We start from the raw sequence: 16630 nt of genomic DNA on the forward strand, positions 1-16630 counted from the left end.
GGAGTGGTCCGACACAAGGCCGAAACGCACTGGACTTGCCTGGCGGGCGGCATGTTAACGCAAACACGCTGCACTCGGCACTGCGGAGGCCACCACCCCGGGCCCTCCGTGGGCGCCGCTGTAGCGATCCTCGCGCGCGGGGAACGCCACCCCGGACTCTCCGTGAGTGCGCCGTCGCGGGCTCTCCGCGGGCGGTGCCGTCCGCGACAGCCGGGAGGGGCAGGTCTTCCGCCTGCGCCGCGGGAGGAACGGGGACCCCAGGGGGCGGTGGGGACCGCGGGGAGCGGTGGGGATCCCGGGAGGGATGGGGACCCAGGGGGGGAGCGGGGACTCCGGGAGGAGCGGGCACCCCGGAGTGGTGGGCACTTCGGGAGGGGCGGGGACCCAGGGGGGAGCGGGGACTCCGGGAGGAGCGGGCACCCCGGAGTGGTGGGCACTTCGGGAGGGGCGGGGACCCAGGGAGGAGCGGGCACCCCGGAGTGGTGGGCACTTCGGGAGGGGCGGGGACCCAGGGGGAGCGGGGACTCCGGGAGGAGCGGGCACCCCGGAGTGGTGGGCACTTCGGGAGGGGCGGGGATCCCGGAGTGGTGGGCACCCCGGGATTGGTGGGGACCCCGGGAAGGGCGGGCGCCCCGGAATGGTGGGCACTCCGGGAGGGGCGGACGCCCCGGAGGAGCGGGCCCTCTGCGGGCTGTGCCGTCCCTGGGTGCCCCGGGAGGGGTAGCCAGCCCTCTGTGGGAGTGCCGTTCACCGGGCCGACGCTACCCGCAATCAGTGGCGGGTGGCCTGGGTTACCACACGGACCATGTTGCGCAGCCGGGAGCGCAGCCCGACCGCTGAGGCCTGGTCGGAGCGGGTGTTGGAGGAACGGGCCGGCGGGGTGCGCAGGTTGCGGGGCAGCCCGGCGGGTGCCTGTCGCTGGCGGGGGACGCTGTTGGGTGGGACGCCCGGTGCCCGCCATGTGAAGGTTGCCCCGTCGAGGACGATCGTCTGCCCGGCGGCGCACAGGCCGGATGCCAGGTCGCCGCGGCCGGACCGGCTGTAGGTGATCATCAAGCTGGTCTCGGCGGCGGGTGCGGTGGTGTGGACGGCCCACACCTCGCCGTACCCGCGGAGGCCGGTGCCGCCCGCGGTCAGCAGGGACGCCTTGCCACGTAGGGGGACGGCCAGCTCTCGGCCGGTGGCGTCGAGGATGTGCAAGGTCCCGGAGAGCCGGGGTGATCGTCGGCGGAACCATCCGTTCGATCCGGGAGCCACGTGCTCACCGTCCCTTCGCGACCACGTCATCGGCGGGGGCACGACGGGACCGCCCAGCGCCGGAACGCCAGGGCTCCGCGAACGGTGTGTCGTCGTCGAGCACTCCTCGGACTGTAGTGGCGTGACGCCAGAGCGCAATGGCCCTCACCGGCGAGGATGAGCCCGCCCGGGTGAGATCCGCCGAGCCCGAGACTGCCCGGGTGGGATCCGCCGAGCCCGAGACTGCCCGGGTGGGATCCGCCGAGCCCGAGACTGCCCGGGTGGGATCCGCCGAGCCCGAGACTGCCCGGGTGAGATCCGCCGAGCCCGAGACTGCCCGGGTGGGATCCGGCGGGCCGGAGCCGGCCCGGGTGGATCCGGCGAGGATGAGTCCACCCGGATCGACTGGCCCGTCCCGGACCGGGGTGCCGGCACCGGTCCGGGTGCGGGTTCAGGGGCGCGCGATCAGGACCGCGGCGCCGTGGCGCTGGACCGGGGCGTCAGCCGGGGCGCCACCACCACGTCCTCCAGGGCGTCACCGTCCGGCAGGCCCAGGTTGCGCAGCAGCAGGGCGAGCGCCCGCCGCCCCAGCTCGGCGAAGTCCTGGTGGACGGTGCTCAGTGGCGGGAGGAAGTACCCCGAGTCGGGCATGTCATCGAATCCGACGACGCTGACGTCGTCGGGGACCCGTCGGCCGGATTCGTGCATCGCACGGAGGACCCCGAGGGCGATGCGGTCGTTGGCGCAGAACACCGCCGTGACCGACGGGTCCTCGGCGAGCCGCCGCCCCTGCTCGTATCCGGCGGCGGCGTCCCACCAACCGGCGGTGACCGGTGGCACGACGGCTCCGGCCGCGTACAGGGTGTCGCGCCAGCCGTCGACGCGGGCCTGTGCCTCGGGCCAGTCGAGCGGTCCGGCCACGTGGTGGACGGTGGCGTGGCCGAGATCGAGGAGATGCTGAGTGGCGATGCGTGCGCCGGCGGCGTTGTCGACCCGTACCGTCGGGAAGCCGGCTTGGCCGTCGCCGCCGACCGCCACGCAGGCCATGCCGCCGGGGGCGTGGGTGAGTGCCGTGGTGACGGCCGGTTTCGGCGCGATCGCGATGATGCCGTCGACGCCGTGCTGGACGAGCCGGTCGACGGCTTCGAGGACGGGCCGGTGCGACAGGTCCCGGACGGTGGCGACGCTGACCAGGTAGCCGGCGGCCCGGGCGGCGCTCTCGATGCCGTAAAGCATCGATTCGGGACCGAACAGGGTGGTCTCGAAACCGACGATGCCGAGGGTTCGTGACTCTCGGGTGGCGAGGGTGCGTGCCGCCAGGTTGCGCCGGTAGTTGAGCGAACGCATCGCGGCGAGCACCCGTTCCCGGGTCTCGGCGCGCACGTTGGGGTGTTCGTTGATCACTCGCGACACGGTCTGGTGCGAGACGCCGGCGAGTTTGGCCACGTCACGCATGACGCTGCCACGCTCCTTGCCGGATCTCGGCCGGGGCGCGGGCGCGGGTGGTTCGGTGGCCGGTTCAGTGCTCGGCACCTGTTCAGATGTCGCCATTGGACGATTCCTAGCAGCTTCGGTTCGATCACCACGGGTGAGGAGGGCGTTCTTGCAACAGATCCGAAACGTTGATCCGGATCTCTTGACGAGCGGGATGAGAACGGTAACACTCCAGAAACGCAAGCTGTGACGGCGGTCGCAGAAGGACGCCGATCTCCGCGGATTTGGGCTGGTAGCCCTACCCGCTGCTTATTTGTGAACGGTAACAGTTTCTTGGAGGTTGTAGTGCGTAAGACCTTGTCTGTGGCGGTGTTCGGTGGCCTGCTGGCCGTCTCCGCTCTTGCCGGTTGCAGCAGCGACAGCGGCACCGAGAGTGGCAGCGACGACGGCCAGATCGTCCTCGGCTTCTCCCAGGTCGGCGCCGAGAGTGGCTGGCGCACCGCGAACACCGAGTCGATCAAGGCGTCGGCCAACGCCGCCGGTATCAAGCTGCAGTTCTCCGACGCCCAGGGCAAGCAGGAGAACCAGATCGCGGACATCCGCGGCTTCATCACGCAGAAGGTGGACGTCATCGCCTTCTCGCCGGTGGTCACCTCCGGCTGGGACGCGGTGCTCAAGGAGGCCAAGGACGCCGGCATCCCGGTCATCCTGACCGACCGCGCCGTCGACTCGACCGACACCTCGCTGTACGAGTCCTTCATCGGCTCGGACTTCAAGGTCGAGGGCGAGAAGGCCGGCGACTGGCTGGTCAAGCAGTACGAGGGCAAGACCGGCGAGGTCAACATCGTCGAGCTGCAGGGCACGACCGGTTCGGCTCCGGCCATCGACCGGCAGACCGGTTTCGCCGACAAGATCAAGGCGAACCCGAACCTGAAGATCGTCAAGTCGCAGACCGGTGACTTCAAGCGTGCCGACGGCAAGACGGTCATGGAGACCTTCCTGCAGTCGGTTCCGAAGATCGACGTGCTGTACGCCCACAACGACGACATGGGCCTCGGCGCCATCGAGGCGATCAAGGCGGCCGGCAAGGTGCCCGGCAAGGACATCCAGATCATCACGGTCGACGCGGTCAAGGACGGCATGACCGCTCTGGCCGCCGGCGAGATCAACTTCATCGTCGAGTGCAGCCCGCTCCTCGGTGACCAGCTGATGGAGACCGTCAAGGCGGTCAAGGCCGGCCAGCCGGTGGAGAAGCGGATCCTCACCAAGGAGGGCACCTTCACCCAGGAAGAGGCCAAGGCGGCTCTGCCCACCCGCAAGTACTGATTGAACCGCCCGCAGGTCGCCCCGGTGCAAATCCGGGGCGGCCTGCGGAGCTCGAAACGGAGCCAGAATGGGCGAGCAGTCCCCGGTCCTCGAGATGACCGGGATCCGAAAAGTCTTCCCCGGCGTCGTCGCCCTCGACGGCGTCGATTTCCGTTTGTTCCCGGGCGAGGTCCACGCCCTGATGGGCGAGAACGGCGCCGGCAAGTCCACCCTCATCAAGACCCTGACCGGGGTGTACGAGATCGACGGCGGCGAGATCAAGCTGGGCGGGGAGACGGTGACCATCTCCGGTCCGCTGGCCGCCCAGCAGGCCGGTGTCAGCACCGTCTACCAAGAGGTCAACCTCTGCACCAACCTCTCCGTCGCGGAGAACATCTTCATCGGCCGTGAGCCGCGCAGGTTCGGCAAGATCCAGTGGGGCAAGATGCGGCAGCGTGCCGCGGAGCTGCTCGCCCGGCTCGACCTCGACCTCGACGTGTCCGCGCCGCTCAGTTCGTACTCGCTGGCGATCCAGCAGATGGTCGCCATCGCGCGCGCGATCGACGTCGACGCCCGGGTGCTGATCCTCGACGAGCCCACCTCCAGCCTGGACACCGCCGAGGTGGAGCAGCTGTTCCGGGTGATGCGCCGGCTCAAGGAGTCGGGCGTGGCGATCCTGTTCGTCTCGCACTTCCTGGACCAGATCTACGAGATCTCCGACCGGCTCACCATCCTGCGCAACGGCAAGCTGATCAGCGAGCACCGGACCGAGGAGCTCTCCCAGGTGCAGCTCGTCGAGAAGATGATCGGCAAGGAGCTGGCCGCGCTGGAGGACCTCGAGGACAAGGCGCAGAGCAACCGGGAACGGTCCGCCGAGGCCAAGCCGCTCCTGGAGGCCAAGGGACTCGGCCGTACGGGCGCGATCGCCCCGTACGACCTGACCATCCACGAGGGTGAGGTGGTGGGGCTGGCCGGCCTGCTCGGCTCCGGCCGTACCGAGCTGGCCCGTCTGCTCTTCGGCGCCGACAAGGCCGACACCGGCGAGGTGCTGGTCGACGGCAAGCCGATCAACCTGCGCGATCCGCAGGTCGCGATGAAGCACCGGATCGCCTTCTCCTCGGAGAACCGGCGCACCGAGGGCATCATCGGCGAGCTCAGCGTCCGGGAGAACATCATCCTGGCGCTGCAGGCCACCCGGGGCTGGACGCGCCCGATCCCGCGCAAGCAGCAGGACGAGATCGTCGACAAGTACATCAAGGCGCTGCAGATCCGGCCCGCCGACCCGGAGCGCCCGGTCCGCAACCTGAGCGGCGGCAACCAGCAGAAGGTGCTGCTCGCCCGGTGGCTGATCACCGAGCCCCGGCTCCTGATCATCGACGAGCCGACCCGCGGTATCGACGTGGGCGCCAAGGCCGAGATCCAGCGCCTGGTGGCCGAGCTGTCCGACGGCGGCATGGCGGTGCTGTTCGTCAGCGCCGAGCTGGAGGAGGTCCTCCGGCTCAGTCACAAGATCGCGGTGCTGCGGGATCGGCGCCTGGTCGAGGAGCTGGAGAACACCGCGGACGTCGACGCCGACCGCATCATGCAGACCATCGCCAGCGGAGCAACCTCATGACGAACATCCTGAAGAACCGGCTGTTCTGGCCGTCGCTGATCCTGGTGGTGATGCTGGCGGTCAACGCGTTCACCTCGAACCAGTTCATCACCATCCAGGACGGCCACCTCTTCGGCTCCCTGATCGACATCCTGCGCGGCAGCGCGCCGCTCATCCTGGTGGCCCTGGGCATGACGCTGGTCATCGCGACCGGCGGTATCGACCTGTCGGTCGGCTCGGTGATGGCGATCTCCGGCGCGGTCGCGTGTCTGCTGATCAGCGACCTGCCCGACCAGAACAGCATCGGTGGCGTGTTCATCGCGATCGGTGTCGCGATCCTGGTCTCGCTGGTGGCCGGTCTCTGGAACGGGTCGCTGGTCGCGCTGGTCGGTATCCAGCCGATCATCGCGACGCTGATCCTCATGGTGGCCGGTCGTGGCCTGGCCCAGCTGTTCACCAAGGGCCAGATCATCAACGTGCAGTCCGGGCCGTACGCCACGCTCGCCTCGGGCTTCTTCCTGACCCTGCCGGTGGCCCTGCTGATCGCCGCGGCCGCTGTCGGCCTGACCGTCCTGCTGACCCGGCGCACCGCGCTCGGCCTGCTGCTGGAGTCGGTCGGCGGCAGCCCGACCGCCAGCCGCCTGGCCGGTATCGGCGCCCGCCGGATCACGATCATGACGTACGTGGTGGCGGGCGGCTTCGCCGGTCTCGCGGGCCTGATCGCCAGCGCCGACATCAAGAGCGCCGACAGCATCTCGGCCGGCAACCTGATCGAGCTCGACGCCATCCTGGCCGTGGTCATCGGTGGCACCGCGCTGATCGGCGGCCGGTTCTCGATCATCGGCACGGTGCTCGGCGCGATCATCATCCAGACGCTGCGGGTCACGGTGGTCGCGATCGGCATCCCGCCCGAGGCGAACCTGCTGTTCAAGTCGGTCGTCGTGGTGGCGCTCTGCCTGTCCCAGTCGCCGGACTTCCGCGCGAAGGTCTTCGGGCGCTTCAAGTCGCGTCCCGCACTCCAGAAGGTTGCCTAATCATGACCACCGTGGACACTCCTCCGGTCACGACGGGCGGTGGCCCGGGGCTCAACAAGCGGCGCCGGGTCTACAAGCCGAACACCAAGTACATCCCGATCCTGGCGACCCTGTTCCTGCTGGTCGTCATGTACGGCAGCGGTGTCGCCAACTACCGGAACTTCGACGACCCGAGCGTCATCGTCAACCTGTTCCGGGACAACGCGGTGCTGCTGGTCGTCGCGGTCGGCATGACCTTCGTGATCCTCACCGGCGGTATCGACCTGTCGGTCGGCGCGGTCATCTCGCTGACCACGATCCTGACCGCCACCCTGCTGAAGGCCGACTGGCCGCCGCTGGTCGTCCTGCCGCTGGTGCTGCTGCTCGGCGCGCTGATCGGTGCCGGCCAGGGTGCGGTGATCCACTTCTTCAAGGTGGAGCCGTTCATCGCCACGCTGGCCGGGCTCTTCCTCGCCCGCGGTCTGGCCCTCTTCATCGACCAGGACTCGATCCCGATCCGCGACGAGATGTGGCGGGCGATCTCCGACTACCGCATCGTGCTCGCCGACGGTGTGGTCACCAAGCCGATCGCCATCGTGGCGGTCCTCGCCGTGCTGGTCGCCGCCGCGGTGCTGGCCTGGACCCGGTTCGGCCGCAACGTGTACGCGATCGGTGGGAACGCGGACTCGGCACTGCTGATGGGTCTGCCGGTCGGCCGTACCAAGATCGCTGTCTACACCCTCAGCGGTTTCTGCGCGGCGCTCGGCGGCGTGCTGTTCAGCATCAACTCCACCTCCGGCTGGGCCCTGCAGGGCAACGGCATGGAGCTGGACGCGATCGCCGCCTGCGTCATCGGTGGCGTGCTGCTGACCGGCGGCTCCGGCTTCGTCTGGGGCACCCTTCTCGGTGTCCTGGTCACCGGCCTGATCCGGACGATCATCAACTTCCAGGGCGATCTGAACGCGGCCTGGGCCCGGATCATCATCGGCGTGCTCCTCTTCGTCTTCATCGTGATGCAGCGACTCGTCACGAGAAAAGCGAAATAACCAGCATGACTACGAAAGTACGAGAAAGGCGTCCACATGAGTAACGGGGAAATCTGGTTCCTCACCGGCAGCCAGGGACTCTACGGACCGGAGACCCTGGATCAGGTCGCCTCCCAGTCCCGGGAGATCGCCGGACAGCTGGACGCGCAGCTCGACGCGGACGTGGTGTGGCAGCCGGTGCTGACCAGCGCCGAGCAGATCCTGGAGATCTGCCGGCGGGCCTCGTCGACGCCCGGCGTGCTCGGTGTGGTCGCGTGGATGCACACGTTCTCCCCGGCCAAGATGTGGATCGCCGGGCTGGACGCGCTGCGGGCCCCGCTTCTGCACCTGCACACCCAGCACAACGTCGAACTGCCCTGGTCCGAGATCGACATGGACTTCATGAACCTCAACCAGGCCGCGCACGGCGACCGGGAGTTCGGGTTCATCGAGGCTCGTCTGGGCGTACCCCGCAAGACCGTCGCCGGGCACGTCAGCAACCCGGCCGTGGCCGCCCGCATCTCCACCTGGGTGAAGGCCGCCCGCGGCTATGCCGCGATGCGGAGCCTCAAGCTCGCGCGTTTCGGTGACAACATGCGCGACGTCGCGGTCACCGAGGGCGACAAGGTCGAGGCTCAGCTACGGTTCGGCGTCTCGGTCAACACGTACGGGGTGAACGATCTCGTCGCGGTCGTGGACCAGCAGTCGGACTCCGAGATCGACAAGCTGGTCGAGGAGTACAAGGACACCTACGAGGTCGCGCCGGAGCTGCTGGGGGAGCGGCTCGACTCGCTGCGCTACGGCGCGCGGATCGAGCTGGGCCTGCGGCAGTTCCTGACCGAGGGCGGCTTCCGCGCGTTCACCTCGAACTTCGAGGACCTCGGCGGGCTCCGGCAGCTGCCCGGCCTGGCGGTCCAGCGGCTGATGGCCGACGGGTACGGGTTCGGCGGCGAGGGCGACTGGAAGACGTCGGTCCTGGTGCACACGCTCAAGGCGATGGCCCCGGGTGGCGGCACCTCCTTCATGGAGGACTACACCTACGACCTGACCCCGGGCAACGAGGTCATCCTCGGTGCCCACATGCTCGAGGTGTGCCCGACCATCGCGTCCGGCAAGCCGAAACTGGAGATCCACCCGCTCGGCATCGGCGGCCGTGAGGACCCGGTCCGCCTGGTCTTCGACGCCGCCCCCGGCAAGGCGATCGTTCTCGGTCTGGCCGACCTGGGGGAGCGGTTCCGCCTGGTCGCCAACGAGATCGAGGTGGTCCCGCCGACCGCGCCGCTGCCGAAGCTGCCGGTCGCCCGGGCGGTCTGGAAGCCGGCGCCGTCGCTGTCCACGTCGGCCGAGTGCTGGCTGACCGCCGGCGGCCCGCACCACACCGTGCTGTCCTCGGCGGTGGGCGCGGAGGAACTGGCCGACCTGGCCGAGATGGTCGGCACCGAGCTGCTGGTCATCGACGAGGCGACCACCACCCGGTCGTTCGTCAAGGAGGTGCGCTGGAACCAGGCGTACCACCGGCTGGCCCGCGGCTTCGGCCGCTGATCGATTTCCCGGTCACCCCGCCCGGATGGTGTGGCGGGTGGGGTGACCGGGAATGCTCGTCGTCATGCCCGGTTGGCTGGAAGCGGGCGGATGGGGCCTGCTGGCCGGATCCGCGCTGCTGCTCGGCGCGGCGGTCGGCTATCTCGTCGACCTGCCGCGGAAGATCATCGCGTCCATCATGGCGTTCGGCGCCGGGGTGCTGCTCTCGGCGGTCGCGTTCGAGCTGGTCGGTGAGGCCTACGAGCAGGCCGGCATGGAGTGGGCCGCGTCCGGGGCGATCGCCGGCGCCCTGATCTACACCGGCTGCAACGTGCTGCTGGCCCGTCGTGGCGCCCGCAACCGCAAACGGTCGGACGACCGCAAGGACGACGGGTCCGGGCTGGCGCTGGCGCTCGGCGCGCTGCTCGACGGCATCCCCGAGTCGATCGTCATCGGCACCAGCCTGCTCGCCGGCGGCGGGGTCAGCGTGGCCACGGTGGTGGCGGTCTTCGTCAGCAACGTGCCCGAGGGGCTGTCCAGCGCGGCCGGCATGCGGGCGGCGGGGCGGAGCCGGGCGTACGTCTTCGGGCTCTGGGGCGGCATCGCGCTGATCAGTGGTCTCGCCGCGATCGCCGGTTTCACGGTCCTCGCCGGCGCGCCGCCCGCCCTGCTCGGCTGGATAACCGCGCTGGCCGGCGGCGCCATCCTGACGATGGTCGCGGACACCATGATCCCGGAGGCGTTCGAGGACGCCCACCTGCTGATCGGCCTGATCACGGTGACCGGCTTCCTGCTCTCCTTCGCCCTGTCCCACCTGTAGCGGCGTCAGGCGGCTTCGATCGTGATCCAGTCCAGGTCGCCGGCGTAGTAGTCGCAGCCGACCTCGACCTGGTCGCAGTCCAGCTTGCCGCCGATCGTCACCGGCCAGTCGTTGTCGATCGTGCCGGTCCACCCGTCCCGGGAGGCGGCCCGGAAGCCGTCGATGCTGAGGAAGACCCCCTCGTCCAGCCGTACGCACCGGACGACGTGCCAGTCCCCGTCATTGATCCGGTAGGGCGCGATCAGCTCGATCGTCCCCCGGGAGCCCCGGTAGGTGCAGGTGGCCCGCCCGTTGGGGATCTGCATCTTCCAGCTCCCGCCGGGGACCGTGGCCTGGCCCTTCTGGATGATGTTGCCGAACTTGTGGGTGGTCCGGAGGCGGACGGTCACGGCGAACTCCCGGCCGCCCGGGTCGAGGTCCGAGTGGTCGGCGACGCTGACCAGATGGCCGGGACGGGCGGGCGGTGTGTCCGGTTCCAGCCGTTCGAATCGGTAGCCCCGCTCGTACTCGGTGGTCAGACCTGTGCCGACCTCCGGTCCGATCTGCCCGTGGTGCCCGCGGCCGCTGACATCGTCCATCCAGCTGCTTCCGGTCGTTTCGTCCATCGGCCAGACCGCCATCTTGACGTCCCCGGCGCTCGCCATCGCCGCGTCCGGCGAGGCGGCGGCGAGGAACAGGCAGGTCAAAAGCGCGATTCGCATGGATCGTCCTCCGAAACCTCGCACACAAGATCCAATTCATATTAATACGCGAAATGTCGGAAAAGACGCTTGATGGCGGAAATGTGATCGTCCGCTGACCCCTCGCCTATCAACAGTTCAGCTTGGTAGCATCCGCCGATCATGGCCATGCGCGCCGGCCCACCCCCCAAGAGTCCGCCGGTCGCCGGACCTCACCCCTCGAGTAAGGATCGTGTCGAAGTGCTGCTCAACGGTACGGACAGTCAGACCTCGGAGCATGCGGTGATCGCCCCCAACCCCGGCCTGCCGAACCAGGCGCTGCAGGTGCTCGCCCTCGCGCAGCGCACCGCCGAGGAGCACGTCGCGAGCGCCCAGCACCACGCGGACAAGATCCGTACGGATGCGCTCGCGGCCGCCGAGCAGATCGCGCGGGACGCCCAGGCCCATGCCAACAACGTGCGCCGAGAGGCGGACCGGGTGCTGGCCGAGGCCCGTGCCGGCGCCGAGCAGATGGCCCGCGACGCGCAGGCCCGCGCCGAGGAGGCCCGCCGCACCGCGGAGAAGATCGTGGCCGACGCCCGCAACCGGGCCGAGACCATCGGCGCCGACGCCATCGCCGGGGCCGAGCAGCTCAAGCACCAGGCGCAGCAGCGCTACGACGACGTGGTCGGCAGTCTCGGCGCCAAGCGGGAGTCCCTGCAGCAGCAGATCGAGGCGCTGGAGCAGTTCGACCGGGAGTACCGTGGCCGGCTCACCGGGTTCATGCAGAGCCAGCTGCGCGCCCTCTGGGTCGACGCCCCGCAGATGAGCGAGTACGTCGAGGAGGAGCCGGTCGCCGAGGTGATCGAGGCGGCCCCGCGGCACGCGCAGCCGGCCGACGAGGTCGAGGACGACGACCAGCAGCCGCAGCCGGACGAGGACGACGAGAAGTGAGAGAAGGGGCCCCGCGGGGCCCCTTCTCTCATGCGGAGTAGACCTGCCGGCCGTCGACCCAGGTGCCCGCGACGGTGGCCGAGGCGATCTCCGACGGCGGCGCGGCGAACGGGTCCCGGTCCAGCACGACCAGGTCGGCCCGGTTCCCGGGGCGGATCGTGCCGGTGTCGTCGAGCCGGTTCACATAGGCCGACCCGGCGGTGTAAGCGGCCAGCGCCGTGGCCAGGTCCAGCCGCTGCGCCGGCAGGAACGGCTCGTAGTCCTCGCCCTGGTGCACCCGGTTGACCGCCACGTGGATCGCCTGCAGCGGGTCGGGGGTGCTGACCGGCCAGTCGCTGCCGGCGGCCAGATGCGCCCCGGAGCGCCACAGGTCACCGAACGGGTACTGCCGGTCCACCAGCGCCGGGTCCAGGAACGGGATGGTCAGATCGTCCATCTGCGGTTCGTGCGACGCCCAGTAGGCCTGCAGGTTCGCCGTCGCGCCGAGCTGCCGGAACCGTGGCACGTCGTCCGGGTGCACCACCTGCAGATGCGCCAGGTGCGGCCGGGTGTCGGTGAAACCGTTCGCCGCCCGGGCCGCCGCGATCGCGTCCAGACCGTCGCGCACCGCCCGGTCGCCGAGCGCGTGGAAGTGCACCTGGAAACCGAGCGCGTCCAGCTCCGTCACATGTGACCGCAGTGCCGCCGGGTCGATGAACGACAACCCCGTGTTGCCGGTGGCGCATCCGCAGCCGTCCCGGTACGACTCGGTCATCGCCGCCGTGAAGTTCTCCGCCACCCCGTCCAGCATCAGCTTGACGCTGTCGCAGCGCAGCCGGCCCACGGTGAGGCGCTCCCGGTTGGCGACGATCTCCGGGATCTGCTCGGGCCCGCGGTCCCGGTCCCACCACAGCGCACCGACGACGGTCGCGGTCAGCCAGCCCTCGGAGGCGGCGGCCAGGTAGGCGTCGGACACCTCCGGGTAGCCGTTCGTCGCGCAGACCATCGCGTCCTGCCAGGCGGTCACACCGAGCGAGTGCAGCAGTCGCTGGGCCCGTCGCAACCCGGCGATCCGGTCGGCGGTGGTCACCTCCGGCAGCAGCGGCGTGACCAGCTCCATCGCGCCCTCCTGCAGGCCACCGGCCGGACTGCCGTCGGCGGCCCGGTCGATGCGGCCGTGCGCCGGGTCCGGCGAGCCGGCGGTGATCCCGGCCAGCTCCAGCGCCCGGCTGTTGACCCAGGCGCCGTGGTGGTCGCGGTTGGCCAGGAACACCGGCCGGTCCGGGACGACCCGGTCGAGCAGCTCCTTGGCCGGCACACCACCGGGGAACGTCTCCATCGACCAGCCGCCGCCGACGATCCACTCCACGTCCGGGTGATCGGCGGCGTAGGCGGCGACGCGGCGCAGATATTCGTCGAGATCGGTGGTCTCGGTCAGGTCGCACTGGTTGAGCTCGACACCGCCCATCACGGCGTGCACATGGGCATCCTGGAAGCCGGGCAGCAGCAGCCGCCCCGCCAGGTCCACCACCTCGGTGGACGGCCCGGCCAGGGCACGCAGGTCGTGGCCGGTGGCGATGATCCGGCCGTCACGGACCGCCACCGCGGTGGCCGGCCCGCCACCGGCGGTGAACACCGGCCCTCCGGTGAAGAGCAGGTCGGCGTAGGGGTGGGACATCAGCGCATCCGATCTGTGCGGGAGGGGCGTCGCCCCATTCAACCGTGGATCGTTTGAAGGGCGGCAACGGGCACAACTATGGTGGGCGCATGGCGTCGACCCTTGTCGATCTAGAGCACGCGTCCTATCGGAACGAGGGGTTCTGCGCCGCACTCGAGCTGGCCGTCGCCGCGGGCCGCGAGCTGGGCCCGGAGCCCGGCGTGCGTGACGCCGGCCTCGACGAGCGCATCCAGCGTGACGCGATCCTGCGGCTGCGCTCCGGCGCCACCGTCAACCCGGGGCTGCTGCCGCTGCTGGCCGAGGGGCGCTTCGCCGAGATCGGGGACGACCGGGCGGAGACCGACGAGGTGTCGCGCGCACTGGCCGTACCGGATGTCTTCTGTCTCGTCGCCCCGCCCGGCACCGTGCGGACCCTGACCGTTCTGGAGATCGTGCGCGAGGCCGCGGAACGCGGCGAGCGGGTGCTGCTGGCCGCCCCGGCGGCGCCGGCCGTCGACGCCGTCCTGTCGCGGCTGCCGCCCGGCGCCACCGTGATCCGCGCCGACCAGCCGGGTGCCGGTCCGGGCAGCCTCACCGCCGCGGCCGCCGGCGTCCAGCAGCGCGTCCTGTCCCGTTCGCAGGCCGGCGCCCGTTCCCTGGAGCCGTGGTTCGGTGAGCCGTCGCCGGCGCTCGGCTGGCTGCGGCGGCTGACGGCCGCGCTGGGCGAGGCGGCCGACGCGCGCGAGCGCGCCGACCGGGCCGAGGCGCACCGGGTGGCGACGACGGAGGCCGCGCAGGACCGGCTCGGCGCCGCGTCGCGGGAGTGCGCGCGGGCCCGCGACATCGCCGAGACCGCCGCGGCAGAGGCTGCTGACCAGGTCGAACAGCTGACTTCAGCGTTGCGCCGGGCGGAGGCCGCCCGGCTTCGCCGGTGGCGGGCGAGAGGGCTCCGGCGCCGGCTGGGCGAGGCGATCCGGTTCGCCGCCGCGGCCCGCTCCCGCTCCTTTCAGACCCATGCGGCGTACGAGGAGAGCGCCCGACGATCCGCGGAAGAGGTCCGTCAGGACAGCGCCGTCCGCATGGCAGCCGACCGCGCCGCGTTCGCCGAGGTTGCCGCACAGCGTGCGCTGGAGTCCGCGGAACGCTCCGCCCACCAGCTGGCCCGGCTGCTCGACGGTGTTCTCGAATCACCCGGCTGGAGCGCCGACCCGGAGGGCCTGGCCGGCCTGGCCGCCCGCTGCCACGAGCTGGAGCCGGTGCTGCGCGCCCGGGCCGGACTGTTGCGCGAGTGGCGGCAGCGGGCCGCCCGCCCGGCCCAGCAGCTGCACGCCGAGTTGCTCCGCTACGCCGACGTGGTGGCCACCAGCTGCCTCGGCGCCGGCCGCCCCGAGTACGGCGACCTGGAGTTCGACCTGCTGATCCTGCAGGACGCGGCCCGGGTCCCGGTGCCGGCCGCGCTGGTGCCGCTGGTCCGCGCACGCCGGGCCGTGCTCGTCGGCGAGACCGGCCGCCCACCGCTGCGTGACCCCGAGGTGGCCCGCGCCTGGGTGGCCGCCCGCTGCCCGGCCGGCGCCGACGCCGGCGAGCTGACCGCGCTGCTGACCGGCAGTGTGTTCGAGCGGGTCGCGGCCCGTGCCCCGGCCCGCAACCGGGCGGTGAAAGGCTGGTGAGCGAGGCCGCGCACCTGCCGATGCGCGAGGTGGTCCGGCGGGCGGGCGCGCTCCCCGGTGTGCGGCCCCGGAGGTTCGTGCCGCTGCTGCTGCCGATGTGGGCCGTCGACGTGGTGGCGACGGTCCGGGAGTCGCACTCCTACGACGTCTTCGACCGCTACCTGGCCCGCGCGCTGGCCGAGGCTGGTCTGTCCGGTGTCGGTGACCTGGCCGGGTTCTTCGGGGTGGAGCCGGTGCTCGTGGAGCGGACGGCCCGGTTCCTGGAAGGGCTCGGGCACGTGCGGCGTACCCCGTCCGGTCTGGCCCTGACCGACCTGGGACGGCGGTCGGTGACGGACGGGCGCCGCTACCGGCTGTCCCGGGGCCGGCGGCTGACGCTGCGCTTCGACGGCGGTGCGGGGGAGCCGGTGCCGTTCGTCCACGCCACCCATGCGGTGTGGCTGCCCGCGCCGGCGCTCACCCTTCCCGACGGGACCGTGTTCACCGCCCTCACCGCCTCCCGGCGGCTGTCCCCGGACGCCGTCGACCGCCTGCTCGCCAGGGCGGATGTCGCCGACTTCACCGGCCTGGCGGTTCCGGTCGAGGTGGAGGCGCCGGCCCCGCGGCCGGTGTGGCTGCCGGTCTATCTCGTCGAGTGCGAGGACGATCCGCTGGTCTTCGGGTGGGCCGTGGACGGGCCCGATCCGTACCTTTTGCGGGTTTATCGGGGTTGCGCTGGGGAATCGGATTCTGACGTTCCGCAGTGTGGGGACCGCCACGGTCCCTGACGGACCAGTCTGGTCCATAAAGGTCTACGGTGGTCCCATGCCTCGCCCCACGAAGCAGCAGATCGACGACGAGATCCTGGAAGCAGCGGCACACCTGTTCGCCCGCCACGGCTTCAAGGAGACCTCGGTCCAGCGGATCGCGGACACGGTCGGTTACTCCAAGACCGGCCTGCTGCACCGCTTCCCGACGAAGGAGGCGCTGCAGACCGCCGTCATCGACCGGTGCGTGCAGCAGATCCGCGACACCGGGTCCGACGTCGCCGCACTCCCCGTCGGCCCCGGCCGTGACCGGGTCGTGCTCACCGGCCTGGCCCACCTGGCCGTCGCCCAGCCCGGCATGGTCGCCCTGCTGCTCTCGTCGATGCTCGCCGAGCCGGAGAGCGAGATCGGCAACGCCTGCGCGATGATCGGCCAGTCCCTGGCCGAGGCCTTCGGCGACGAGCTGAACGCCGACACCGACCGGGCCCTCCGCATCACCGGAGCCCTGGGTGCGGTGGCGGTCGCCAGCCTGGCCCTCTGCGACCAGCTGACAATCGTCGACGCCCCGTCCCGCCTGGCCGAGATCGGCTACGACGCCCTGGGCCACTGACGCCCCCGCCGTCGCGCCGCCCCGCTCCCGTTCCCCTTCCGCTCCGCCCAGCCTGGCCGCCGCTCCGCCTGTTCCGCTGTTCCGCCTGTTCCGCCCGCTCCGCCTGTTCCGCCGCTCCGCCCGCCTGTTCCGCCCGCTCCGCCGCTCCCGCCCTGCCGCTCCGCCCGCCTGTTCCGCCCGCTCCGCCGCTCCCGCCCTGCCGCTCCGCCCGCCTGTTCCGCCCGCTCCGCCGCTCCGCCCGCCCTGCCGCTCCGCCCGCCTGTTCCGCCCGCTCCGCCGCTCCGCCCGCCCTGCCGCTCCGCCTGCCTGTTCCGCCCGCTCCGCCGCTCCGCCCGCCCTGCCGCTCCGCCCGCCTGTTCCGCCCGCTCCGCCGCTCCGCCCGCCCTGCCGCTCCGCCCGCCCTGCCG

At 71.2% G+C, this 16630-nt stretch carries 14 protein-coding genes; 10 read left to right on the forward strand and 4 right to left on the reverse strand.

Translation table 11 applies throughout. From position 1 onward, the window contains the following. Positions 1–771: 771 nt before the first annotated feature. A complete protein-coding gene (locus ACFO0C_RS39980; RefSeq protein WP_378072024.1) occupies positions 772–1257 on the reverse strand; it encodes a hypothetical protein in 486 nt (161 codons plus the stop codon). Between the two features lie 444 nt (positions 1258–1701). After that, a complete protein-coding gene (locus ACFO0C_RS39985; protein ID WP_378072025.1) occupies positions 1702–2691 on the reverse strand; it encodes a LacI family DNA-binding transcriptional regulator in 990 nt (329 codons plus the stop codon). A gap of 324 nt (positions 2692–3015) precedes the next feature. Between ACFO0C_RS39985 and ACFO0C_RS39990 the strand changes: the two genes are divergently transcribed. The 6 genes from ACFO0C_RS39990 (at position 3016) to ACFO0C_RS40015 (ending at position 9948) form a co-directional block, all read left to right on the forward strand. Continuing rightward, positions 3016–3996, forward strand: coding sequence for an ABC transporter substrate-binding protein (locus ACFO0C_RS39990; protein ID WP_378072026.1), 981 nt, complete (start codon positions 3016–3018; stop codon positions 3994–3996). A gap of 67 nt (positions 3997–4063) precedes the next feature. Beyond that, a complete protein-coding gene (locus ACFO0C_RS39995) occupies positions 4064–5590 on the forward strand; it encodes a sugar ABC transporter ATP-binding protein (RefSeq protein WP_378072027.1) in 1527 nt (508 codons plus the stop codon). After that, positions 5587–6603, forward strand: a complete 1017-nt coding sequence (locus ACFO0C_RS40000; RefSeq protein ID WP_378072028.1) for an ABC transporter permease — start codon at positions 5587–5589, stop codon at positions 6601–6603. Before ACFO0C_RS39995 ends, ACFO0C_RS40000 begins: the two co-directional genes overlap by 4 nt. Next, complete coding sequence (gene yjfF / locus ACFO0C_RS40005; protein ID WP_378072131.1) at positions 6603–7628, forward strand: galactofuranose ABC transporter, permease protein YjfF; 1026 nt, start codon at positions 6603–6605, stop codon at positions 7626–7628. Before ACFO0C_RS40000 ends, yjfF begins: the two co-directional genes overlap by 1 nt. Before the next feature lie 36 nt (positions 7629–7664). Continuing rightward, a complete protein-coding gene (gene araA, locus ACFO0C_RS40010; protein WP_378072029.1) occupies positions 7665–9149 on the forward strand; it encodes an L-arabinose isomerase in 1485 nt (494 codons plus the stop codon). A gap of 64 nt (positions 9150–9213) precedes the next feature. Continuing rightward, entirely contained in the window at positions 9214–9948 is a 735-nt protein-coding gene (locus tag ACFO0C_RS40015) for a ZIP family metal transporter (RefSeq protein ID WP_378072030.1), read from the forward strand. A 5-nt stretch (positions 9949–9953) separates the two neighbouring features. On the opposite strand, the gene ACFO0C_RS40020 is transcribed toward ACFO0C_RS40015, so the two are convergent. Continuing rightward, positions 9954–10649 carry a laminin G domain-containing protein gene (locus tag ACFO0C_RS40020; protein ID WP_378072031.1) on the reverse strand — a complete coding sequence of 232 codons (696 nt, stop codon included), beginning with the start codon at positions 10647–10649 and terminating at the stop codon, positions 9954–9956. 219 nt (positions 10650–10868) lie between these two features. Between ACFO0C_RS40020 and ACFO0C_RS40025 the strand changes: the two genes are divergently transcribed. Next, the gene (locus tag ACFO0C_RS40025; RefSeq protein ID WP_378072032.1) at positions 10869–11561 is read left to right on the forward strand and encodes a hypothetical protein; all 693 of its coding nucleotides are present in this window, start codon (positions 10869–10871) and stop codon (positions 11559–11561) included. A gap of 28 nt (positions 11562–11589) precedes the next feature. On the opposite strand, the gene ACFO0C_RS40030 is transcribed toward ACFO0C_RS40025, so the two are convergent. Further along, positions 11590–13218, reverse strand: a complete 1629-nt coding sequence (locus ACFO0C_RS40030; RefSeq protein ID WP_378072033.1) for an amidohydrolase — start codon at positions 13216–13218, stop codon at positions 11590–11592. Between the two features lie 89 nt (positions 13219–13307). Here ACFO0C_RS40030 and ACFO0C_RS40035 point away from each other — a divergent pair, with 89 nt between their 5' ends. The 3 genes from ACFO0C_RS40035 to ACFO0C_RS40045 are packed head-to-tail and all read left to right on the forward strand — an operon-like array spanning position 13308 to position 16223. After that, positions 13308–14867 carry an AAA domain-containing protein gene (locus ACFO0C_RS40035; protein WP_378072034.1) on the forward strand — a complete coding sequence of 520 codons (1560 nt, stop codon included), beginning with the start codon at positions 13308–13310 and terminating at the stop codon, positions 14865–14867. Continuing rightward, a complete protein-coding gene (locus ACFO0C_RS40040; protein WP_378072035.1) occupies positions 14864–15634 on the forward strand; it encodes a hypothetical protein in 771 nt (256 codons plus the stop codon). The genes ACFO0C_RS40035 and ACFO0C_RS40040 overlap by 4 nt, the downstream gene beginning before the upstream one ends. A gap of 37 nt (positions 15635–15671) precedes the next feature. Next, positions 15672–16223 (forward strand): TetR/AcrR family transcriptional regulator, encoded by a 552-nt coding sequence (locus ACFO0C_RS40045; protein ID WP_378072036.1) that lies wholly within the window; start codon positions 15672–15674, stop codon positions 16221–16223. Positions 16224–16630: the final 407 nt, after the last annotated feature.

Source organism: Actinoplanes subglobosus (assembly GCF_042650585.1).
Classification (GTDB): Bacteria; Actinomycetota; Actinomycetes; order Mycobacteriales; family Micromonosporaceae; genus Actinoplanes; species Actinoplanes subglobosus.